This is a genomic window from Pseudomonas sp. 21615526, from assembly GCF_013386245.1.
Lineage (GTDB): Bacteria > Pseudomonadota > Gammaproteobacteria > Pseudomonadales > Pseudomonadaceae > Aquipseudomonas.
This window is the reverse complement of record NZ_JACAOM010000009.1, coordinates 1-20,171: the sequence shown is the minus strand read 5'-3', so window position 1 is coordinate 20,171 and position 20,171 is coordinate 1. Positions and strand designations below refer to the sequence as shown.

The 20,171-nt window shown below is 61.6% G+C and carries 21 protein-coding genes; 11 read left to right on the top strand and 10 right to left on the bottom strand.

The genetic code is table 11. The features are described from left to right. Nucleotides 1-81 precede the first annotated feature (81 nt). The gene (locus HX786_RS04075) at nucleotides 82-723 is read right to left on the bottom strand and encodes an HD domain-containing protein (protein WP_003213877.1); all 642 of its coding nucleotides are present in this window, start codon (nucleotides 721-723) and stop codon (nucleotides 82-84) included. Nucleotides 724-989: 266 nt separating this feature from the next. On the opposite strand from HX786_RS04075, the gene HX786_RS04070 reads away from it, so the two are divergent. Next, nucleotides 990-1,955: a GlxA family transcriptional regulator gene (locus tag HX786_RS04070; protein ID WP_177022353.1), complete on the top strand. Its 966-nt coding sequence runs from the start codon at nucleotides 990-992 to the stop codon at nucleotides 1,953-1,955. Here HX786_RS04070 and HX786_RS04065 read toward each other — a convergent pair. After that, nucleotides 1,933-2,286, bottom strand: a complete 354-nt coding sequence (locus HX786_RS04065) for a carboxymuconolactone decarboxylase family protein (protein WP_078739652.1) — start codon at nucleotides 2,284-2,286, stop codon at nucleotides 1,933-1,935. The two genes, HX786_RS04070 and HX786_RS04065, sit on opposite strands and share 23 nt — an antisense overlap. A 99-nt stretch (nucleotides 2,287-2,385) precedes the next feature. Between HX786_RS04065 and HX786_RS04060 the strand changes: the two genes are divergently transcribed. Beyond that, nucleotides 2,386-3,288 carry an AraC family transcriptional regulator gene (locus HX786_RS04060; protein WP_178911759.1) on the top strand — a complete coding sequence of 301 codons (903 nt, stop codon included), beginning with the start codon at nucleotides 2,386-2,388 and terminating at the stop codon, nucleotides 3,286-3,288. A 131-nt stretch (nucleotides 3,289-3,419) separates the two neighbouring features. On the opposite strand, the gene HX786_RS04055 is transcribed toward HX786_RS04060, so the two are convergent. Continuing rightward, nucleotides 3,420-5,783, bottom strand: a complete 2,364-nt coding sequence (locus tag HX786_RS04055; RefSeq protein ID WP_178911758.1) for a penicillin acylase family protein — start codon at nucleotides 5,781-5,783, stop codon at nucleotides 3,420-3,422. Between the two features lie 239 nt (nucleotides 5,784-6,022). Between HX786_RS04055 and HX786_RS04050 the strand changes: the two genes are divergently transcribed. After that, the gene (locus HX786_RS04050; protein WP_177022350.1) at nucleotides 6,023-7,108 is read left to right on the top strand and encodes a GNAT family N-acetyltransferase; all 1,086 of its coding nucleotides are present in this window, start codon (nucleotides 6,023-6,025) and stop codon (nucleotides 7,106-7,108) included. Then, nucleotides 7,105-7,980: a hypothetical protein gene (locus tag HX786_RS04045; RefSeq protein WP_003213870.1), complete on the top strand. Its 876-nt coding sequence runs from the start codon at nucleotides 7,105-7,107 to the stop codon at nucleotides 7,978-7,980. Before HX786_RS04050 ends, HX786_RS04045 begins: the two co-directional genes overlap by 4 nt. On the opposite strand, the gene HX786_RS04040 is transcribed toward HX786_RS04045, so the two are convergent. The 4 genes from HX786_RS04040 to HX786_RS04025 all read right to left on the bottom strand — a co-directional run bounded on the left by HX786_RS04040 (nucleotide 7,977) and on the right by HX786_RS04025 (nucleotide 10,661). Continuing rightward, a complete protein-coding gene (locus HX786_RS04040; protein ID WP_008438915.1) occupies nucleotides 7,977-9,203 on the bottom strand; it encodes a DegT/DnrJ/EryC1/StrS family aminotransferase in 1,227 nt (408 codons plus the stop codon). The two genes, HX786_RS04045 and HX786_RS04040, sit on opposite strands and share 4 nt — an antisense overlap. Continuing rightward, entirely contained in the window at nucleotides 9,200-9,613 is a 414-nt protein-coding gene (locus tag HX786_RS04035) for a multidrug efflux SMR transporter (protein ID WP_003213866.1), read from the bottom strand. The genes HX786_RS04040 and HX786_RS04035 overlap by 4 nt, the downstream gene beginning before the upstream one ends. Then, complete coding sequence (locus HX786_RS04030) at nucleotides 9,613-9,969, bottom strand: EamA family transporter (protein ID WP_003213864.1); 357 nt, start codon at nucleotides 9,967-9,969, stop codon at nucleotides 9,613-9,615. Before HX786_RS04030 ends, HX786_RS04035 begins: the two co-directional genes overlap by 1 nt. Before the next feature lie 107 nt (nucleotides 9,970-10,076). Beyond that, nucleotides 10,077-10,661, bottom strand: a complete 585-nt coding sequence (locus HX786_RS04025) for a DUF6436 domain-containing protein (protein WP_003213861.1) — start codon at nucleotides 10,659-10,661, stop codon at nucleotides 10,077-10,079. A 111-nt stretch (nucleotides 10,662-10,772) separates the two neighbouring features. Here HX786_RS04025 and HX786_RS04020 point away from each other — a divergent pair, with 111 nt between their 5' ends. After that, on the top strand, nucleotides 10,773-11,714 hold the full coding sequence (locus HX786_RS04020) for an alpha/beta hydrolase (RefSeq protein ID WP_008438921.1): 942 nt from the start codon (nucleotides 10,773-10,775) through the stop codon (nucleotides 11,712-11,714). A gap of 104 nt (nucleotides 11,715-11,818) precedes the next feature. Here the strand turns inward: HX786_RS04020 and HX786_RS04015 are convergent, their stop codons facing one another. Further along, the gene (locus HX786_RS04015) at nucleotides 11,819-12,571 is read right to left on the bottom strand and encodes a DUF2059 domain-containing protein (RefSeq protein ID WP_008438922.1); all 753 of its coding nucleotides are present in this window, start codon (nucleotides 12,569-12,571) and stop codon (nucleotides 11,819-11,821) included. Nucleotides 12,572-12,702: 131 nt separating this feature from the next. Here HX786_RS04015 and HX786_RS04010 point away from each other — a divergent pair, with 131 nt between their 5' ends. Continuing rightward, nucleotides 12,703-13,335, top strand: a complete 633-nt coding sequence (locus HX786_RS04010; RefSeq protein ID WP_003213854.1) for a 2OG-Fe(II) oxygenase — start codon at nucleotides 12,703-12,705, stop codon at nucleotides 13,333-13,335. Nucleotides 13,336-13,337: 2 nt separating this feature from the next. Beyond that, nucleotides 13,338-13,832, top strand: a complete 495-nt coding sequence (locus tag HX786_RS04005) for a DUF523 domain-containing protein (RefSeq protein WP_063033885.1) — start codon at nucleotides 13,338-13,340, stop codon at nucleotides 13,830-13,832. A gap of 110 nt (nucleotides 13,833-13,942) precedes the next feature. Here HX786_RS04005 and HX786_RS04000 read toward each other — a convergent pair whose 3' ends face one another. Beyond that, entirely contained in the window at nucleotides 13,943-14,722 is a 780-nt protein-coding gene (locus HX786_RS04000) for a transporter substrate-binding domain-containing protein (RefSeq protein WP_087693266.1), read from the bottom strand. 134 nt (nucleotides 14,723-14,856) lie between these two features. On the opposite strand from HX786_RS04000, the gene HX786_RS03995 reads away from it, so the two are divergent. Continuing rightward, nucleotides 14,857-15,297, top strand: a complete 441-nt coding sequence (locus HX786_RS03995) for a DUF4399 domain-containing protein (RefSeq protein ID WP_003213848.1) — start codon at nucleotides 14,857-14,859, stop codon at nucleotides 15,295-15,297. 61 nt (nucleotides 15,298-15,358) lie between these two features. Here HX786_RS03995 and serA read toward each other — a convergent pair whose 3' ends face one another. After that, the gene (gene serA, locus HX786_RS03990; protein ID WP_003213846.1) at nucleotides 15,359-16,588 is read right to left on the bottom strand and encodes a phosphoglycerate dehydrogenase; all 1,230 of its coding nucleotides are present in this window, start codon (nucleotides 16,586-16,588) and stop codon (nucleotides 15,359-15,361) included. A gap of 204 nt (nucleotides 16,589-16,792) precedes the next feature. Here serA and HX786_RS03985 point away from each other — a divergent pair, with 204 nt between their 5' ends. The 3 genes from HX786_RS03985 to HX786_RS03975 all read left to right on the top strand — a co-directional run bounded on the left by HX786_RS03985 (nucleotide 16,793) and on the right by HX786_RS03975 (nucleotide 20,051). After that, entirely contained in the window at nucleotides 16,793-18,187 is a 1,395-nt protein-coding gene (locus HX786_RS03985; protein ID WP_102604101.1) for an FAD-binding oxidoreductase, read from the top strand. A 22-nt stretch (nucleotides 18,188-18,209) separates the two neighbouring features. Beyond that, nucleotides 18,210-18,875 (top strand): fumarylacetoacetate hydrolase family protein, encoded by a 666-nt coding sequence (locus HX786_RS03980; protein WP_003213842.1) that lies wholly within the window; start codon nucleotides 18,210-18,212, stop codon nucleotides 18,873-18,875. 246 nt (nucleotides 18,876-19,121) lie between these two features. After that, nucleotides 19,122-20,051, top strand: a complete 930-nt coding sequence (locus HX786_RS03975; RefSeq protein ID WP_177080611.1) for an SdiA-regulated domain-containing protein — start codon at nucleotides 19,122-19,124, stop codon at nucleotides 20,049-20,051. Nucleotides 20,052-20,171: the final 120 nt, after the last annotated feature.

Below are 20,171 nucleotides of genomic sequence, written 5' to 3'. Positions count from 1 at the left end.
GTCAGTCACCGGATGTATTGACTGATCCACTGCCTTCGCGAGCAAGCCCGCTCCCACATTTTGATTGCATTCCAATTCGGGTTAAGCAGTCCAAGGCGACTTGCGAATCACCTCGACGAAGTTCATCGGCTTGAACCCCGGCTCCTGATCCACCAGCACATCGGTCTTCACGTTGCCAAACGTGGTCTGCGGACGATGGCGCAGGCCGTCGGCAAACGCGCAGATGATGCACTCCTTGAACCCTTCACCCCGTGGATGCGCATGCACCACCGCTTCGCGCTGCACGCTGGTAAACGCCGCGTACTCCATTCCCAGCACATCCATTTCCACGCCCGCCGTCACCAACGCCACGGTTGGACGCAAGTGCTTGGGCACCCCCGGTGTGGTGTGCAGGGCGATGGACAACCACACCTGTTCGATGTCGTCATCGCTCAACCCGTAAGGCTTGAGAAAGTCCGCCGCCGCGTTGGCGCCGTCCACTTCAAAGCGTTCGTCGTCACTGCGGTGACCTTCCACCAGGCCCAGGTCGTGGAACATCGCGCCGACGTACAGCAACTCCGGGTTATAGGCCAACTGCTGGCGCTCGCCGCTCAATGCGCCGAACAGGAACACCCGGCGGGAGTGGTGGTACAACAGGTCGGATTCGATGTCGCGGATGTATTCGGTGGTGGCCTTGGCCAGGGCGCTGTCCGGGATCTTGATGCCGGCGATGGTGGTGCTCATGGTCGTTCTCCTCAAGAAAGCGCCGGGGTTGGCGCCGATGAGTCCAGTCTGGTCGCGCGCCCGCGAAGGGGCCATCGCGGCGAGGATGCGATCCCGGCCAATGTGCCGCGATATCGCGCCAAGGCTATGCGCGATCAAATGTAGGAGCTGGCTTGCCTGCGATAGCATCACCTCGGTATACCTGCTACACCGAGGTGTCTGCATCGCCGGCAAGCCAGCTCCTACAAGGGTTGTGTTTATTCAGTTAGAAAAAGGTGTTCCTGCTCATGGGCAAAACCGTCGCCATCCTGATCTTCCCCGGCGTCCAGTCACTGGACGTGACCGGGCCCCTGGATGTGTTCTGCGAGGCCAACCGTTTTCTGCCGCCCGAGGCGCATTACCAGCTGGAGGTGATTGGCCTGGGGCACGGCAACATGGCCTGTTCCAACGGCTTGTCCTTGCAGGCACACCGGCATTTCAGCGAGGCCGTCGAGCCCTACGATTTACTATTGATGGCCGGCGGGCCGCAGTTGCCCTTCGAGGATTTCGGCCCGGTGTTCAATCAATGGCTGCGTGACGCCAGTGCGCGAGCCCGGCGCTTCGGCTCCATCTGCAACGGTGCCTTCATGCTCGCCCGCGCCGGGTTGCTGGACGGGCGCACCGTCACCACCCACTGGGGCGACGCTGCCGATCTGGCCGCCTTATGCCCATCGGCCCAGGTCGAAGCCGACCGCCTCTATGTGCAGGACGGCAACCTCTACACCTCGGCCGGGGTGACGGCGGGCATCGACCTGTCGCTGTACCTGCTGGCCCAGGACCACGGCCCGGAAGTCGCCCTCAGCGTGGCCAAGCGCCTGGTGGTGTTCACCCAGCGTTCCGGCGGGCAGTCGCAGTTCAGCCCGTTCCTGACACCCCACGCGCAAGCCACCTCGGCGGTGGCGCTGGTGCAGCTGTATGTATTGGCCAACCTGACGGGCGACCTGACCATCGCCGACCTGGCCAAAGCCGCCAACATGAGCGCGCGCAACTTCTCGCGGGTATTTGCCCGGGAAGCGCAGATCACTCCGGCGGAGTTCGTCGAGCGGGCGCGGGTGGATGCGGCGCGGGTGATGCTCGAAAGCACCCACGCACCGCTCAAGACCGTGGCGTATCAATGCGGCTTTCGCGACGCCCAGCACATGCGCAGTGTGTTCAATCGCCGGCTGGGCGTGACGCCGCAACAATTCCGGCTTAACTTTGCGGCGCCGGTTTGAGCGTGTCATAGGCTTCCAGGGCGCGCAGCGAGTAGATATACGCCGCGCCGGCATTCAGCGAGATTGCGGTGGCCAGGGTCGCGGCCACTTCTTCGCGGGTGGCGCCGGCCTTGATTGCCGCGTCGGCATGCACGCCGATGCAGCCGTCACAGCGGGTGGTGATGGCCACGGCGATGGAAATCAGCTCGCGGGTCTTGGCATCCAGGACGTCATTTTCCTCGGCTGCTTCCCCCAGCGCCATGTAGGCTTTGACCATCTTCGGGTTGCTCTTGCCCAGCGCGCCAAAGGCTTTCTTCACGGTAGGCAGCAAGTCGGACCAGTTATTGAACATCGTGTTAACTCCTGAACGGGTTGGGTGTGAAGCCAGTGTGCGCGGTTCAGGTTTGGCGCTTTTGTTCGATCCACTCACCTTTTTGACCGATGCTCGCAAATGAACTCCATCGACACCCTCATCGCGTTGGCCAACCTGCAGGGCAGCCTGGACCTGCGTTGCCAGTTCCAGGGCGCCTGGGCCATGGACCACGAGCCCGAGCCGCTGGGCGTGGCGCCGTATCACATTGTGCTGGCGGGCACCTGCCGCGCCGAATTGTCCGGCGGGCAGCAGGTGACGCTGGAGGAGGGCGACATCCTGTTGATGCCCGGTGGCGCGACGCACCTGGTGCGCAGCCAGGGCGCGCGGGTAAAGCCGGTGGCGCAGACCGTGATCGAAGGCGGCTTGCTGCCGATCCATCGCCTGGGCGGTGAGCAGCCGGACGTGGACATGCTCTGCGGCAGCTTTCGCTACAACCGCCAGTCGTTGTTGTTCAGTGCGTTGCCGGACTACCTGGTGGTGTCCAGCCGGCAATGGCAGGCCGATGGGCAGCTGGCGGCATTGATCGCACTGCTGCGCAGCGAGGCGGACGGGCAGCGGCTGGGGGCGCGGTTTTTCATTGATGCGCTGTCGTCGGCGTTGTTCACCCTGATCCTGCGGGCATGGCTGACGCAGCAAGCGCCGGTGGCGGGCACCTTTGCCTTGTTGACCGACAAACGCCTGGGCAAGGCCTGGCAGGCGATGCTGGCGGATCCTGGGCATGAGTGGACCATCGACAGCCTGGCCAGCGCCGCGTCGATGTCCCGGGCGACCTTCATGCGTGGGTTTGTCAAAGTGGCGGGCGTGTCGCCGTGGGTGTTGCTGACGCAGTTGCGCATGGAGCTGGCGTTCAACCTGCTGCATCAGTCGCGGCTGAGCCTGACGGATATTGCCGCTCGGGCGGGGTATCAATCCCAGGCGGCGTTCAGCAAGAAATTCAAGGAAACCTACGGTGAGGCGCCGGGGCGGCTGCGTACCCGCTAGAAGCAACAACGCAAATCAAAATGTGGGAGCGGGCTTGCTCGCGAATGCGGAGTGTCAGTCACCAGATGTATTGACTGATCCACCGCATTCGCGAGCAAGCCCGCTCCCACATTGATTTTTTGTTTCTTCAGTTATTGCGGTGTCCGGGCCGGCAATAGCTTGAGCGTACTGCGGGTATTCGCCGTCACTTCCTCATCATTGAAATGCGCCTGCTCATACCCGCCTTCGATGTACGTTTCCGCCTGATCGGAATAGTGCTTGTCGAACGGCACACCACTCTGCCCGACCGGGTTGATGGTCAGCCCATGTGCGGCATCGGCGAAATCAATCAGGCGCCGGGTCGACGGCCCGTACGTCACCGGCCACGGCGCCGGGCCGATCTGTGCGGATTGGTTGTTGGGCACTTCATGGGTGCCGGGAGCGGCAAACGGGCCTACGTTGACGATCTTGTCCAACGGCTTCTGCGAGCCCAGTGGATGGCCGTGGGTCAGGGTGTGGGCCTTGCCCCATTGCCACTGCGATGGATCCTCACCAAAGGTCGCCTTGAGGTGTTGCAGGCTGTTGTCCCAGGCAAGCTTGACGGTCTCGGCGCGGTGGCCATCCCACCACGGCGAATCCGCTGAAGCGGCCAGGCGCGGCAAGGCTGCGTCCACTACCCGAGTGGTGAGCAAGGTCTTGAACATCCCATCGCCCAGTTTCGGGTGGAACGCCGCGTCAGTGAGGTTGAACAGGAACTGGTTGAACAGCGTGGCACTGGTGGAGTCCAGCGGGTAATCGCCTTTCCAGGCTGCCAGTTGCTCCACCAGCTTCAACTGCGCCGGGTCCTTGACCACCTCACGCAGCACCGGCAGCAGCGGTGCCAGCAGCCGTGGGCCGTAGGCGGTGGTGGTGCCGAGCTGCAAGGCCTGGCTGTTTTCCACGTCCCATTTCACGCTGTTGTCGCTCAGTTGCGCGTTCAACTGCTGGCCACGGTCCGCCAGGTTGTAATACCCGGGGATCGGCATGCCGGTGGGTGACGCCGGCTGGGCATTGGCGGACACCACATAACCGCGGGCCGGGTTTTCTTCCTGGGGGTTGGCGCTGAATGGGTAGAAACCGAGCTTGTCCGCCTGGGCGGTACTGCCGTCGAGGATAAAGCCCGGGTTGACCCCGGCCGGGCGGATCGGCAATTGCGCCGCTGCCCACCAGCCGATATCGCCCTTGGCATTGGCCCATACGATGTTCAAGCCAGGCGCCTGGACCTTGGCCGCCGCCGCACGCGCTTTGGCGAGGGTATCGGCACGGTTGAGCTGATAGAAACCGTCGAGGATCGGGTTTTCGGTATCCAGGAATGCCCACCACATGGCAATCGGCGTCTTGCCGGCATTCTCGCCGAGCACGTCATTGATGATCGGACCGTGGGGCGAGGTGCGCAGCGTCAAGGTTACCGGGTCCTGGCCCTTGACCGCGATCTGTTGCTCGCTGCTGGTCATGTCCACCCACTTGTCGTGGTACCAGACCTGGTTGGGGTTGTCCGGGTTGACCTTCTCGGCGATCAGGTCGAGGTCATCGTTCTGGAACATGGTCAGGCTCCAGCCGAAATCCTTGTTGTGGCCCAGGAACGCCACCGGCACCAGCGCGTTGTGATAACCGTACAGCTCGAAGCCCGGCGCCGACAGCTGCGCCTCGTACCACACCGACGGCACCGAGAAACGGATATGCGGGTCACCCGCCAGCAACGGCTTGCCGCTCTTGGTGCGGCTGCCGCTGATGGCCCAGGCGTTGCTGCCTTCGAACTGCGGCAGGCCGTTGTCGGCCATGGCCTGTTCGCTCAACTGGGCAATGGCGCCGAGGTCTTTCCAGTCACCGGCCGCCAGGTTCAGCGCGCCCTTGGGCTGCCAGTCGAGGTCGAAGACCTTCAGGTAGTCGTTGCCCAACTGATCGCGTACGTAGGTCAGCAAGGGTTCGGTGCGAAAGGCTGCGGCAAAGCTGTAGGCCAGGTAGCCGGCGACGCTGATGGTGTCTTCGGCGGTGAACGGGCGCTTGGGGATGCCCAGTACGTCGAACTCCATGGGTTTGGCGTGGCTGTCCTGATACTGGTTGACCCCGTCCAGGTAGGCTTGCAGGGCCTTCCAGGACGCAGACTCATGGTCCATGTGCTCGACGTAGCTCAAGGCGCGCTCGCGAATGCGCAGGCTGCGAAATAGCTTGTCGGTCTCCAGCAGCTTGGGCCCCAGCACCTCGGCCAGCTCGCCACGGGACAGGCGCCGCATGATCTCCATCTGGAACAACCGGTCCTGGGCATGCACGTAGCCGAGGGCACGGTACAGGTCGGTCTCGTTCTCGGCGCGGATATGCGGCACGCCTCGGTCGTCGTAGCGCACCGTGACCGAACCTTGCAGATGGGCCAGCTCCACCGTGCCCTGGCGGGTCGGCTGCTTGCTGTACACGTACCAGCCGGCGCCAACCATAAGGGCTACGAGCAGGATGGCCAGCGCGGTCAGGATGCGTTTCATGGGTTGTCCCTTATTAGTCGGTCACCGTGAAGATTCGGGCAGTTTAGTGGGTTTGGCGAGCGCTGCGGAAAATGCTCTCGGGTTCGTGCTCCCTGAACCTGAGCTGCATGAAGTGGGGGTTCTGAAGTGGGCCGCGGGTAGGCGGAGTATTATGTTTACTCTGTTACATGAAACCAGCGGCGCGATGATTCACCCCGTCATCCGGGCGCGCCTTTGCTATCACTTTCGGAATGCAATTTATGACAGATCCCAGCCGTGCACAGGTGCCTTATGCCTGCTGCATGGAAACGCCATCGCTGATCAGCAATTTTTTGCGATACCCGCCGGTGGGTTTCACTGCCCAGCTGTCAGCACAGGGACTGCCGTACTTTTTCACCCGGTTCGACCTGCAGACCACCGCCGACGATGAGCTGCGTAGCCGCCTGCGCAGTTGGCCGGGGTACCGTTTGTGGCAGTCATGGCTGCATATCGACACCTGTTTTATCGGCACCACGGTCAGCGAATATTCCCCGTTCCCGCTGAACGTACCGCCACAGGACATGGCGCAATGGCTGCAACAGGAGTGTGCACCGCAACGCAAGCTCACCATCGTCAAGGATGTGCCGCTGGATTCTCCGCTGCTCAGCGTTGAGGACAATCGCTACGCACACGCGTTGATCGAGGCCTGCACCCAGCGCGGATTCATCAATGTAGAGGGCCAGGCGCTGGCCTATGTACCGATCGACTTCAGCTCGACGGATGAGTATCTGTCGCGGTTGTCCCACAGCCGTCGCCGCAATATCCGCCGCAAGCTGCGCAGCCGTGATGAGCTGCGCATCGAGATCCTGGACACCGGCGATGCCCGCTTCAGCGATGAGCAATGGCAGCAGGAACTGTATCGGCTGTACAAGGCGGTGTACGCACAGAGCGAAATCCACTTCGACTTGCTCACGCCCGAATTCTTCATCCAGTTGCTCACCGATGCCGACAGCGGCGGGCATGTGTTCTGCTACTGGGACGAGGACGAACTGGTTGGCTATAACCTGTGCTACCAGCAAGACGGCAAGTTGCTCGACAAGTACATCGGCCTGAACTACCCGCTGGCGCTGGAGCACAACCTGTACTTCGTCAGCTGGTTTGTGAACCTGGAGTTCGCCCTGGAAAAGGGCCTGCAGTTTTATGTCGCGGGGTGGACCGATCCGCAGGTCAAATCCAGCCTCGGCGCCAAGTTCACGTTTACCCGCCATCTGGTGTGGGTGAGGAACCCGCTGCTGCGCAAAGTGATGAACCGTTTCCGGCACCATTTTGAAAGCGATACGCAGTGGCAGCAGGAGCAAACCGCATGAGCCAGGCCCGTCCCGCATTGATCCTCGATTTTGACGGGGCCGTGAATAACATTCCCGGCGCCCTTACCCTGCCGTTGCAAGCCTGGCAGGAGAAAATCCGTTTCGGCTGCCGCTGGGCGCAGTTCAAGGAGCTGGAGAGCGCCCTGCACGCGCAGATGCCCAGCGATTACGGCTGTGTGTTTACCGGCAGCGGTGATTATCACCACCTCAGCCAGCTGTTGTTGAACCGTCTTCCCACCCAGCAAAAGATCCAGCTGATCATTTGCGATAACCACCCGGACAACATGCGTTATCCGTTTGGTATCCATTGTGGGTCTTGGGTCTACTGGGCCAGCCGCCTGCCGCAGGTCGAGCACGTTCACGTGCTGGGCATTGGCTCGCCGGACATTTCCCTCAAGCACGCCTGGGAGAATCACTGGTCGCCGCTGGTGAAACGCAAGCTGACCTACTGGAACACCAACGTCGATACCCGCTGGTTGAACTGGATCGGCGCAGGCCGCAGCAATCGTGCATTCACCAGCGCGGACGAGTTGATGAGCGCGTTCCTGGCGCAGCTCGACCCTTCGCTGCCGGTGTATCTCTCCATCGACAAAGACGTGCTGAGCCCGCAGGTGGTGAATACCAACTGGGACCAGGGCGAGTTTCTGGAGAAGCATTTGAATGCGCTGATCGATGCCTGCCACGGCAGCATTATTGGCGCGGACATTACCGGCGACGTGTCCGCCTACCACTACCAGAGCAAGTTCAAGCGCTGGCTGAGTGCGTCGGATGGCCAGGAAGAGCTGCCGGAGAACCAGGTGGTGATCTGGCAACAGCAGCAGAATGAGCTGAATGCGCGCTTGTTGACCCGTATCGATCAAAGCTGGGCCTAGCGTTTAAGAATCCGCCGCAGATGATCCAGCACTTGCTCGAACAGCTCGTCCGTCAGCCAGTGGCTATTGCTGATCGACAGTGTCTGGGCGGCGAAGCTTTGCGCGCGGGGGATATCGGCGCCTTGCTGTAACAGCGGGGTGAGTGCCGGGTAGCCCGGCAATACGTGGATGAACAGGCGGGTCACGCCCAGGCCTGCCGTCCACAGCTGCGCCATCGCGGTATCGCGGGTTTGTGCGCTGGGCATCACCACCATCAGGAACGGCCAGGTGCCTTGCTGGCCCGGGCTGTCGGTCAACACCGACACGCCGGGCAAGCTGCTCAGCTGCGCCACGCGACGCAAGGCCCGCAGGCGGCCTTGTTGCAAATGCTCGGGCAAGCGTGCCAGGGCTGCGGCGCCGACCTTCTGGCGATAGCCGCCGAGGCGGTGCAACGGAATATCGTTGACGGAAAAGTCGTCGCCTACCGCCGCCACTTCATCGCCCCGCGCCAACGCCGCCCGCAGCGGCTTGCCGTACACGTACTTCAGCCCGCGGGGCTGATACGCCGCGGCATAACCCCACAGCTCGGCGCTGCGTTGCACTTCCCAGCGCAGGCTGAAGGGCAAGTCCTGCCGGCATTGCTGGTGCAACGCCTGATGCAGCGCCGGATCCCGGCTGAACAACACACCGCCTTCAGCCGTGGTCAGGCCTTTGCCCAGCGCCATGCTGAAAAAGCCGATGTCGCCTTTCAGTCCGACGCTTTTTCCATCATCCAGCGCGCCCATGGCCTGGGCGGCGTCTTCGATCACCGCAATGCCGAGTGGCTCGGCAATGCGCTTGGCAGCCTCCACATCCGCCACACGCCCGGCCAGGTGAGTGACGACGATCGCCAAGGTGTTTTGGTTGCACAGCTGCGCCAGCTGGTGTTCGTCCAGGTCGATGCTGCCGGGCTGCAGATCGCACGCCACCACGCGCAAAGGCGGGCAGTGATGGGCCGCCAGGGCCACCAGCGGGCAGGTATAGGCCGGCACGATAAGCTCGGTGCGCCCCGGCGTGCGCTGCTGCAACACCCGCAGCGCCATGATCAGCGCGGCGGTGCCGGAGCAGGGCAGGGCCGGCAGCGGGATGTCGAGCTGTCGGGCCAGGTCGCGGGCCAGGTCGCCCGAGCGGTTGAACAAGTCCTGCCAGCGCAGGGGAAGCCCCGCCGTTGGCGGAATCTCCCGCTGGCTGACAACGGGCGTCATGACGCCAGCGTCTGCGAGGGTTCGGCCTCGACGGTCTTGCTTTCTTTGTCTTCGCTGCGCGCCAGGCACAGGATGCCCGCAATGATCAGCGCGCCGCCGACGACCTTGGGCAGGGTCAAGGTGTCATTGAATAGCCACACGGAGATCAGCGTCACGCTGATCAGCTCCAGGTGGGAGGCCGCAAACGCCGGGCCCACCGGGGCGTATTTCAACAGCGTCATCCAGGTGAAAAACGCGCCGATGTAGCCCACGAATGCGCCGTAGATCCATGGCGCACCGAACACGCGGATCAACCACGCGGCGTCCATCGTCAGCGGTTCGGCATGAATCGAGGCGAACTTGAAACTGACCTGCGCCAAGGTATCGAAAATGATCAGCGACAGAAAACCCAGGATATAAAACCGTTTCATTACTCGAACCCCACGACGGTCACGCCACAGGCGATCAGCATGATGCCGATCAACCGCCATTTGCTCAGGCTTTCCTTGAACAGGAAACGCCCGGCAATCATGATCACGACAATATTGATGGAGCCCAGCATCACCCCGACCGACAACGGCACCAGTGTCAGGAAGGCCAGCCACAGCACGAATTCGAACACATAGCAGATGATGCCCAGCCAGATCCACGGACGCTTGAGCATATGGCGCCAGTGGGCCATGCCGTCATGCTCGGCGCTGGCGGAGGCTGCGGCTTTGAACGCCAACTGGCCGGACGTATCAACGATGACGTTGAGTATCCAGAGGATGATGGTTAATTGGCTCATGTGTTCCCGTGTCGTCTGCTTGTTCGGCTCGTTGCTTACGATACAGGAGCGTGCCGATACAGTTGTTCGAGTTTGTCGAACGAACAGCGTCTGTTCAGCTTGCCGGGTCAGGGTGGAGACGTTTCCCCGTTCCACTCGCAATAACAGCCGACCGCCAGGGTGTGGGTCGCATTGACCTCGCGTCCGCCTTCGAGGGCTTGCAGGATCGGCTCGATAAAGCTGTTGCTGGAGTTACACGTCAACCCTTCGCTGTAGGGCCCGAAATACGCCAGCTTGCCGCTGCGGTCCCAGATGCCCACGGCAGGGCTGGCCGGCAGATGCTGGGCACCGGGCACGGCCTTGAGGGCCTTCATCGAGCCCAGGGTGGCGGGCAACTGCCCGTGGCTGCCGGCTTTCTGCAGGGAATAGAACTCCACGCCCTGGGGGGCGTACTGCTCGATCAACTCGCCAAGGTGCTGCTGGTTGCCGACATTGCACGGGCAGGCGGGGTCCCAGAAGTGCACCAGGCGGATCGGGCCCGGGCCGGCAAGCTCGGCCGGCAGGCTCAGGCTGTCACCGGAAAACACCGCCGTATGCTCACTGAATGCCCGCAGGTAGCGTCCCTGGAACCAGTCATACGCCGCCCACAACACCCCGGCGCAAATGATCACGATCAGGCTGGCGAAGAGGGTGGTGCGGTAGGGCTGTCGCATTTGGATCAATCCTCGGAGGACGCGTAGCTTGCCATGCTTGCCCTGACAGATGAATATCGCGGCTCGATATTCATCTGTTCAATGCGTTGAAGCCACAGTCTGGAAGTTCTTATGCCCGTTACGTTTGACCCTGATCATCTACGCGAAAGCTTGCGCCCACTGGTGGACGCGCAGCCGCTTTCAGCCGAGGCCCGGGTCTACCAGCGCTTCTACGGCCTGGACCTCGCTGCCCGCAAGGTGCCCGCGACAAGCCGCCTGGGGCGGTTTGCGGTGGATGGGTTCGACGTGGTCTGCCAGGTGTGGTGGCCACCGGTGCCGGTGGCGACGATGTTCCTGTTCCATGGCTTCTACGACCATATGGGCCTGTACCGGCATGCCGTGGACTGGGCGCTGGACCAGGGTTTTGTGGTGATCGCCTGCGACTTGCCGGGCCATGGCCTGTCCAGCGGCGAGCGGGCCAGCATTGATGACTTTGCGGTGTACCAGGACGTGGTGCAGGCGTTGTTTGAACAGGCCAGGGCGCTGCAATTGCCGCAGCCGTGGCACTTGTTCGGGCAAAGCACCGGCGGCGCGATTGTGGTGGATCACCTGCTTAGCCACGGCGTCGACAGCCCGGCCCAGGGCAAGACGTTCCTGTTGTCACCGCTGGTGCGGCCCCGCGCCTGGGGCTGGTCGCAGCTCAGTTATTACCTGCTCCGGCCGTTCGTCAAAGGCATTGCCCGGCGCTTCAGCGATAACACCAACGACCCGCAGTTCAAGCCGTTCCTGGAGGCCGACCCGTTGCAGCCACGGCAGTTGCCGACTGCCTGGGTGGGCGCCCTGGCGCGCTGGATCAAACGTGTTGAAGCGGCGCCACGCAGCACGCGGCGGCCGTTGATCGTGCAGGGTGAGGAAGACATGACGGTGGACTGGCAGCACAACCTGAAGGTGCTGCGCAGCAAGTTCGACCAGCCGGAGGTGTTGATGCTGCCGCGTGGCAGGCATCACTTGGCGAATGAGATTCCGGAGATTCGGCAGCAATACTTCGGGTTTCTCACCGACCACCTGAAATAACGCAATCCAAATGTGGGAGCGGGCTTGCTCGCGAAGGCGGTCGATCAGTTAGCATAACCAGTGACTGGCACACCGTCTTCGCGAGCAAGCCCGCTCCCACAGGGTTACTGCGCCAGGCTCGAGGTGCTTTGGCCGACCGCCAGCCCGGCGCGAATCGCCGCCAGTGCCGCCTTGTAGTACGCCTTGCCCTCCGGCGACTCCGCGAACGTCGCGAACTCTTCCAGCTCCGGGTCGGACAAATCCCGGTAGACGTACAACAGCGTGTTGTTCAGATCGTTGCCGATCTGCTGCATCAGGCGCTCACGCTGGCCGTTCAACATGCCCTGCGCCTGGCCTCCGCCCAACAGCCCGGGGATCATCTGGCTCAAGCTGTCGGCCGCCACGCCGGCAATCGCCAGGCTGACTTCAGCCCCGGCTTCCCGCGCAGGCAAGGCCTGGGCCAGGTGGCCGATGATCAGGCTGCGGGTGGCATCGGCTTCCATGTGCGGCAAGCCCTGGGCGTTCTTCGCCAGTTGATCGCGGCGGGTGGCCAGCAACTCGGCGGCGACAATCTTGCGGCCCAGCGGCGACTGGAAGAAGGCCAGTGCCGGCTTAGGGTCCGCCAAATTCTTGCGCAGTTGCGCTTCGGCGCGCTGGTCTACCGACTGGGGCGCGAAGCGTTTATTGCTGTTGTCCACCAGCGCCTGATACACCGCCGGCGGCAGGCTGTTGCGGTAGCGTTGCTGGGCGGCACTGAGGGCGTCATTAAAATGCGCGCGCTGGTCTGCCCAGCCGGCGACCTTGTACAACTGGTCATGGCTGTCTGCCCAGGCGGGCAAAACGCAGAACATCAGCAAGGAAAAAAACAAACGACGCATATGGACTCCTGTCAGTCGGCCACTATTGTCCGTGTCGGGCGTAGGATTTGTCGAGAAATCCTATCGGTCACCTGACTAAAGTGTATTCAGACGCTCGGCGGCTCTGTCGGATTCACAGGCGTATGGATACTATGCGCGCCATGCCCATACCCTCCGATCACCCGCTGCTGTTACGCATTGTCGATGACCTGGCCGCACAAGGCTGGTCGCAGCAGAATATCTTCCTGCCCGAGGCTCTGACCCTCGAACTGGCGGCTGAGTGCCAAAAACGCGCCGCCGAAGGTGAATTGGCGCCCGCGGCGGTCGGACGGGGGCCTTCCCAGGAGATTCGCGAGGGCATCCGGGGTGACCATATCCAGTGGCTGGAGCCGGGCGAGGTGGTGGCCTGCGATAACTACCTGGAGCTGATGGACAGCCTGCGGGTGGCGATGAACCGTGGCCTGTTCCTGGGCCTGGAAGACTTCGAAAGCCACTTCGCGATGTACCCGCCGGGGGCGTTTTACCTCAAGCATGTGGACCGTTTTCGCGATGACGACCGGCGCATGGTGTCGGCAGTGATCTACTTGAACAACGCCTGGCTGCCGGAACATGGCGGCCAGTTGCGCATGTACCTCAAGGGCGACGTCGAATACGATGTGGTGCCCACCGGCGGTTGCCTGGTGGTATTCCTGTCGGGGGAAATCCCCCATGAAGTCATGCCCGCCACCCGCGAACGCCTGTCCCTCACCGGCTGGTTTCGCCGGCGGGGCAACGAGCCGTTTTGATGATGCAAAAGATTCTGGTCAGCCGCTGCCTGCTGGGGCACCGGGTACGCTACGACGGAGGGGCCAGCGGGCCTTTCGATCAATTGGCCGCGTGGCAGGCCGAAGGCCGGGTGGTTGCCGTGTGCCCGGAAGTGGCGGGTGGCTTGCCGACGCCACGGCCGTCTGCCGAAATCCCGGGCGGGCAGGGGATTGACGTGTGGGAAGGCCGCGCCCAGGTGCTGACGGCCCAGGGGGAAGACTTCAGCGAAGCCTTCCTCGATGGCGCCCGCCAGGCATTGGCGCTGGTACAGCGTCACAATATCCGCGTCGCCGTACTCAAGGCCAACAGCCCGTCGTGCGGCAATCTGCTGACCTATGACGGTACCTTCACCGGCGTGAAGGTCACGGGCGAAGGCGTGACGGCGGCCTTGCTCAAGCGCCATGGGGTGCTGGTGTTCAGTGAGCTGGAATTGCCCGAAGCGGCAGCGGCCCTGGCAAAATGCTCAAGCCCGACATAGATCAACATGTGGGAGCGGGCTTGCTCGCGAAAGCGCAGTGTCAGTCACCCGATGCTCAAGCCGAGCCACCGCATTCGCGAGCAAGCCCGCTCCCACATTGACCGAGTCGTTTATTCGGCCTTTTTCACCGGCTTGCTCGCATCCATCCCGAACCACTTCTCCGACAACGCCGTCAGCCGGCCATCGGCCTTAATCCGTTGCAGAGCCTTGTCCAGGCTGGCCTTGAACGCCGGGTTACCCTTCTGGAACGGAATCGCCAGGCTCAGCGTCGGGCCGACGTCTGCGCCTTCCTTCACCGGCAGCTGGCTGTCGCGAATCGCGTAGGGAATCAGCAGCCGATCACTGATGGCGGCATCGATCTGTTGATCGGCAACGTCCTTGATCGGCTGCCTGGCATCGGCATAGCTGCGCAAATCAACGCCCTCGGCGGTGCGCGCCTGCTCGACAAACTGGCTGCCCTGGGCCACGCCCAACGCCTTGCCCTTGAGCGCCGCAAAGCTGCCCAACGGGCGCTGTTCCTGCTTGCGCACGATCAGCTGTGCGCTGGAGTAGCTGTAGGGCTCGCTGAAGTCGAAACGATCCGCCAGTTCAGGAGTCATAGCGATATGGTTGATGGCCACGTCGTACTTGGCGCTTTCCACGCCGGGCAGCAACTCGGCGGCATCGACAGTGATAAAGGAGGGGCGTACGTCCATTTCCTTGGCCAGCAACTCACCCAGCTCCACTTCAAAACCGGTGAGTTTGTCGCCTTCCTTGAAGTTGAAGGGCGGGGTGTTGGCTTCCATTGCGATGCGCAGTTCCCCGCGGTCAAATACATCGTCGATCAGTTCGGCATGGGCCAAGGGACTTGCAAGGGGCAGTAAAAGTAACAGGCCAGGCAGGAAACGCATGGTCGCTCCTAAAGAATTCGAATGAGCGAAGCGTTGTTCAGGCTCGCTTTGCTATGGTGTTGAATGCCTTGGACAGCAATTTGTCGCGAAGTTGTCATAACCCTACAGATTTCCCGGAAAAACTGGAGAAGTGAATGAAAGCCTTTTTGACCCGTGCAACCCTGGCCAGCCTATTGCTGGGCGCTTCGATGCTGGCGACCGCTGCTGATGGCATCCCGCGCAGCGCTCCACCAGAAGGTGCCAAAGTGTTCATCGTGTCGCCCAAAGATGGCGCCACCGTCGATAAAACCTTCACCGTGAAATTCGGCATGGAAGGCCTGAAATTGGCTCCGGCCACCAGCCAGGACCCGGGCACCGGCCACCACCACCTGCTGATCGACCAGAAAGAATTGCCGGATGCCAGCGTGCCGATCCCGGCCACCGATACCGTGATCCACTACGGCAAGGCCCAGACCGAAACCGAGCTGACCCTCACCCCAGGCAAGCACACGCTGCAACTGGTAGCCGGCGACAAACTGCACATGCAGTTCAACCCGACTGTAGCCTCGAAAGTCATCACGGTTAACGTCAAGTAAGATTTGTTCAGACAAAAAAAGGGAGACCCGAGGGTCTCCCTTTTTTATGCGCGTTTAGCGATTAGAACAACACGCGGCTACGGATAGTGCCGTTGATGTGTTGCAGCTTCTCTTGCGCCAGGTCCGAATACTCGGCGTCTACGTCGATAACCACGTAGCCGACTTTCTCGTTGGTCTGCAGGAACTGACCGGAAATGTTGATGCCGTTTTCCGCGAAGACCTTGTTGATCTCCATCATCACGCCAGGGATGTTCTGGTGGATGTGCAGCAGACGGTGCTTGCCAGGGTGCGCCGGCAGAGCCACTTCCGGGAAGTTGACCGAGGACACCGACGTACCGTTGTCGCTGTACTTGACCAGTTTCTCCGACACTTCCAGGCCGATGTTGGCTTGGGCTTCAGCGGTGGAACCGCCGATGTGCGGGGTCAGGATCACGTTGTCCAGGCCACGCAGCGGGCTTTCGAAGATGTCGTCGTTAGAGCGCGGCTCAACCGGGAACACGTCGATGGCGGCGCCGATCAGGTGCTTGTCCTTGATCGCGTCGGCCAGGGCGTCCAGCTCGACCACGGTGCCGCGTGCAGCGTTGATCAGGATCCCGCCCTTCTTGATGGCGCGGATTTCCTTCTCGCCGATCATCCACTGGGTCTCAGCGGTTTCCGGTACGTGCAGGGTCACGATGTCGGACATGCCCAGCAGCTCGGTCAGGCTCGACACCTGGGTGGCGTTACCCAATGGCAGCTTGGTCAGGGTGTCGTAGAAGAACACCTGCATGCCCAGGCCTTCGGCCAGTACCGACAACTGCGTGCCGATCGAGCCGTAACCGACGATACCCAGCTTCTTGCCGCGGATTTCGAAGGAGTTGGCTGCGCTCTTGATCCAGCCGCCACGGTGGCAGGAAGCGTTCTTCTCGGGAATACCGCGCAGCAACAGGATCGCCTCGGCCAATACCAGCTCAGCAACGGAGCGGGTGTTGGAGTACGGTGCGTTGAACACCGCGATGCCGCGCTCGCGCGCTGCGTTGAGGTCGACCTGGTTGGTGCCGATGCAGAAACAGCCGACAGCTACCAACTTCTTGGCGTGATCGAAGATCTCTTCGGTCAGCTGAGTGCGGGAGCGAATGCCGATAAAGTGCGCGTCGGCGATCTTTTCCTTGAGCTGGGCTTCCGGCAGAGAACTGGTGATGTACTCAATGCTGGTGTACCCGGCGGCCTTCAGGACTTCGACGGCCGATGGGTGGACGCCTTCCAGAAGAAGGAACTTGATCTTGCTCTTATCGAGAGAAGTCTTGCTCATCTGCGTAAACCTGTATCCCGGAGAAAAATGGCAGGGAATCGGATCACGTAAGCTGACCCGGACGGCAGGAAAGCCGTCACCGCAGAACGCCCTTGGGCACTATCCTGCGGGGGCGGTATGCTAGCATACGTGCCCCGCTAAACACCCATTCCTGCGACGTGAAGCGTTCTCAGGATGACCATGAATTGTTCGAGAGTTCTGTCGATGACCCATCCTGCCCTGATTGATGAGCTGAAGACCCTGGTTGAGCCTGGCAAGGTCCTGACCGATGCTGACTCCCTTGAGGCTTATGGCAAGGACTGGACCAAGCATTTCGCGCCGGCCCCGGTGGCCATCGTCTTCCCGAAGACCACCGAGCAGGTGCAGGCCATCGTCCGTTGGGCCAATGAGCACAAGGTCGCGCTGGTGCCGTCCGGTGGTCGTACCGGCCTGTCGGCCGCTGCCGTCGCTGCGAATGGCGAAGTGGTTGTGTCGTTCGACTATATGAACCAGATTCTCGACGTGAACCTCACCGACCGCACCGCCGTGTGCCAGCCGGGCGTGGTCACCAAGCAATTGCAGAACGTCGCCGAAGAAAAAGGCCTGTACTACCCGGTGGATTTCGCCTCGTCGGGTTCCAGCCAGATTGGCGGCAATATCGGCACCAATGCCGGCGGGATCAAGGTCATTCGCTACGGCATGACCCGTAACTGGGTGGCCGGTATGAAAGTCGTCACCGGCAAGGGCGACCTGCTGGAGTTGAACAAAGACCTGATCAAGAACGCCACCGGCTACGACATGCGCCAGCTGTTCATCGGCGCTGAAGGCACCCTGGGCTTTGTGGTCGAAGCGACCATGCGCCTGGACCGGGCGCCGAAAAACCTCACCGCCATGGTGCTCGGCACCACCGATTTCGACTCGATCATGCCGGTGTTGCACGCCTTCCAGAGCAAGCTGGACCTGACCGCCTTCGAATTCTTTTCCGACAAGGCCCTGGCCAAAGTCCTCGGTCGCGGCGACGTGCCGGCGCCGTTCGAATCCGACTGCCCGTTCTACGCGCTGCTGGAATTTGAAGCGACCACCGAAGAAGTGGCCAACGATGCCCTGGCCACGTTCGAACACTGCGTCGAGCAGGGCTGGGTGCTGGACGGCGTGATGAGCCAGAGCGAAACCCAACTGCACAACCTGTGGAAGCTGCGCGAGTACATCTCCGAGACCATCTCCCACTGGACGCCGTACAAGAACGACATTTCGGTGACTGTGTCGAAAGTGCCAGCCTTCCTGCAGGAAATCGACGCGATCGTCGGCGAACACTACCCGGATTTCGAAATCGTCTGGTTCGGCCACATCGGCGACGGCAACCTGCACCTGAACATCCTCAAGCCGGAAAACCTGAGCAAGGACGAGTTCTTCGCCAAGTGCGCCACCGTCAACAAGTGGGTGTTCGAGACCGTGCAGAAGTACAACGGCTCGATCTCCGCCGAACACGGCGTGGGCATGACCAAGCGCGATTACCTGACGTACAGCCGCTCGCCGGTTGAAATTGAATACATGAAGGCAGTGAAAGCGGTGTTCGACCCGAACGGGATCATGAACCCGGGCAAGATTTTCGCTGTTTAACAGTCCCTGAAGGAGTCGGTCCATGAGCTACCAGCACAAGTATGTCGACGGCACCAATATTCACTTTCCCCTGGGGAAGGTGGTGTGCATCGGGCGTAACTACGCCGAACACGCCAAGGAACTGGATAACCCGGTACCCACCGAGCCGCTGCTGTTTATCAAGCCCGGCAGTTGCGTAGTGGCACTGGAAGGCGGTTTTGCCATCCCTACCGAGCGCGGTTCGGTGCATTACGAAGCGGAAATCGCGGTGTTGATCGGCAAGCCGTTGTCGGCCAAACCGAGCCGCGAGGAAGTGCTGGACGCCATCTCCGGCTTCGCCCCGGCCCTGGACCTGACCCTGCGGGACAAACAGGCCGAGCTGAAAGCCAAGGGCTTGCCGTGGGAAATCGCCAAGTCGTTTGATGGCGCGGCAGTGATTGCCCCGTTCGTGGTCGGCAGCACCTTCCCGGATGTGACGGATATCGGCATTCGCCTGACCATCAATGGCGAAGTGCGCCAGGACGGCAACAGCGCGATCATGCTCAACCCGATCATCCCGATGATCCAGTACATGGCCGGCTGCTTCTCGTTGCAGGCCGGGGATGTGATCCTCACCGGTACGCCGGCAGGCGTGGGCCCGCTGAATGTGGGCGATGAACTGGTGCTGGAATTGCCGGGTGTGAGCCGCTTCGAAAGCAGCGTTCGCTGAATACCTGGCGAAACGCGGTCAAAAATGTGGGAGCGGGCTTGCTCGCGAAAGCGGTGTATCAGTGACAGATTCAGTGACTGATACTCCGCATTCGCGAGCAAGCCCGCTCCCACATTTGATCTGTGTACTGCCACCCAATCGTGTTTTTGCATTTTTTTCACACCCCATCCGGATAATCCTCAGCCTCCTGCGCGCGGACCTTTTGATCCTGTGCTATCCCCTAAAGCTGACTTTCTGGAAAGCGTAATGGCCGTGCCTCTCCCATCCGTAAAACCCACGTTTCGTTCACGCCTTGCCATGCGCTGGTATTCCTGGCTGTTCCTCGCCGGCGCGATCATTTACGGCGTGGCCTGGGCGATGCACTGGGACGACCGCGGTGTGTTGTGGCTGGCGGAGGGTTTCGAAACCCCGGCCGAGCGCCTGGAAAGCGTCTGGCTCCCGGACTACCACGCGGTGATCGACGCCAAGCTGCTGCCCGGCATGGAGAAGGACGAAGCCTCGGACCTCACCTACAACCCGCTGACCAAGACCCTGTTCTCGGTGATGGGCAAGAACCCGTTCCTGGTTGAACTGACCCTGCAAGGCGACGTGCTGCGCAAGATGCCGCTCAACGGCTGGAACAACCCGGAGGGCGTGACCATGATGGAAAACGGCCTGATGGCCGTGGTCGATGAGCGCCAGCACAGCCTGACCATCGTCAAGGTCGACCCGCAGACCCAGCAGTTGAACAAAGCCGACTTCCCGTCCTATGACCTGGGCCCGTCCAAGGACCAGAACAAAGCCTTTGAGGCGGTCACCTGGGACAAGCGCAACCAACAGCTGATCCTCGGCGAAGAACGCCCACCGGCCCTGTTCACCTGGAAAAGCGACGGCAGCCAGACCCTCTCCGGCGCCAAGCAAAAGCTCGCCAGCACTGAACTGGACATGCGCAACCTGTCGGCGCTGACCGTCGACCCGCGTACCGGCCACCTGCTGGCGCTGTCGGCGGACTCCCATCTGTTGCTGGAACTGGACGAGAAGGGCGAGCAGGTCAGCTTCATGACCTTGCTCGGCGGCTTCAATGGCTTGAAGAACACCATCCCGCGTGCCGAAGGCGTGACCATGGACGAGAACGGCACGCTGTATATGGTCAGCGAGCCGAACCTGTTCTATCGCTTCGAGAAGCAGGCGCAGTAGTTCGATTACGTCAGATTTTTCTCTATCTGCGGCATATGCCAGACACCCGGGGCGTTTAAGTTTAAATTCAGGCGACCATGATATTCATTCGCCAGTTTTTACTCTGAGCCCCGCCCGATG

Excerpts from the sequence above, each read along its gene's own strand:
- HX786_RS04075 (WP_003213877.1), bottom strand. The coding sequence starts at position 723 with ATGAGCACCACCATCGCCGGCATCAAGATCCCGGACAGCGCCCTGGCC.
- HX786_RS04070 (WP_177022353.1), top strand. The coding sequence starts at position 990 with ATGGGCAAAACCGTCGCCATCCTGATCTTCCCCGGCGTCCAGTCACTG.
- HX786_RS04065 (WP_078739652.1), bottom strand. The coding sequence starts at position 2,286 with ATGTTCAATAACTGGTCCGACTTGCTGCCTACCGTGAAGAAAGCCTTT.
- HX786_RS04060 (WP_178911759.1), top strand. The coding sequence starts at position 2,386 with ATGAACTCCATCGACACCCTCATCGCGTTGGCCAACCTGCAGGGCAGC.
- HX786_RS04055 (WP_178911758.1), bottom strand. The coding sequence starts at position 5,783 with ATGAAACGCATCCTGACCGCGCTGGCCATCCTGCTCGTAGCCCTTATG.
- HX786_RS04050 (WP_177022350.1), top strand. The coding sequence starts at position 6,023 with ATGACAGATCCCAGCCGTGCACAGGTGCCTTATGCCTGCTGCATGGAA.
- HX786_RS04045 (WP_003213870.1), top strand. The coding sequence starts at position 7,105 with ATGAGCCAGGCCCGTCCCGCATTGATCCTCGATTTTGACGGGGCCGTG.
- HX786_RS04040 (WP_008438915.1), bottom strand. The coding sequence starts at position 9,203 with ATGACGCCCGTTGTCAGCCAGCGGGAGATTCCGCCAACGGCGGGGCTT.
- HX786_RS04035 (WP_003213866.1), bottom strand. The coding sequence starts at position 9,613 with ATGAAACGGTTTTATATCCTGGGTTTTCTGTCGCTGATCATTTTCGAT.
- HX786_RS04030 (WP_003213864.1), bottom strand. The coding sequence starts at position 9,969 with ATGAGCCAATTAACCATCATCCTCTGGATACTCAACGTCATCGTTGAT.
- HX786_RS04025 (WP_003213861.1), bottom strand. The coding sequence starts at position 10,661 with ATGCGACAGCCCTACCGCACCACCCTCTTCGCCAGCCTGATCGTGATC.
- HX786_RS04020 (WP_008438921.1), top strand. The coding sequence starts at position 10,773 with ATGCCCGTTACGTTTGACCCTGATCATCTACGCGAAAGCTTGCGCCCA.
- HX786_RS04015 (WP_008438922.1), bottom strand. The coding sequence starts at position 12,571 with ATGCGTCGTTTGTTTTTTTCCTTGCTGATGTTCTGCGTTTTGCCCGCC.
- HX786_RS04010 (WP_003213854.1), top strand. The coding sequence starts at position 12,703 with ATGCGCGCCATGCCCATACCCTCCGATCACCCGCTGCTGTTACGCATT.
- HX786_RS04005 (WP_063033885.1), top strand. The coding sequence starts at position 13,338 with ATGCAAAAGATTCTGGTCAGCCGCTGCCTGCTGGGGCACCGGGTACGC.
- HX786_RS04000 (WP_087693266.1), bottom strand. The coding sequence starts at position 14,722 with ATGCGTTTCCTGCCTGGCCTGTTACTTTTACTGCCCCTTGCAAGTCCC.
- HX786_RS03995 (WP_003213848.1), top strand. The coding sequence starts at position 14,857 with ATGAAAGCCTTTTTGACCCGTGCAACCCTGGCCAGCCTATTGCTGGGC.
- serA (WP_003213846.1), bottom strand. The coding sequence starts at position 16,588 with ATGAGCAAGACTTCTCTCGATAAGAGCAAGATCAAGTTCCTTCTTCTG.
- HX786_RS03985 (WP_102604101.1), top strand. The coding sequence starts at position 16,793 with ATGACCCATCCTGCCCTGATTGATGAGCTGAAGACCCTGGTTGAGCCT.
- HX786_RS03980 (WP_003213842.1), top strand. The coding sequence starts at position 18,210 with ATGAGCTACCAGCACAAGTATGTCGACGGCACCAATATTCACTTTCCC.
- HX786_RS03975 (WP_177080611.1), top strand. The coding sequence starts at position 19,122 with ATGGCCGTGCCTCTCCCATCCGTAAAACCCACGTTTCGTTCACGCCTT.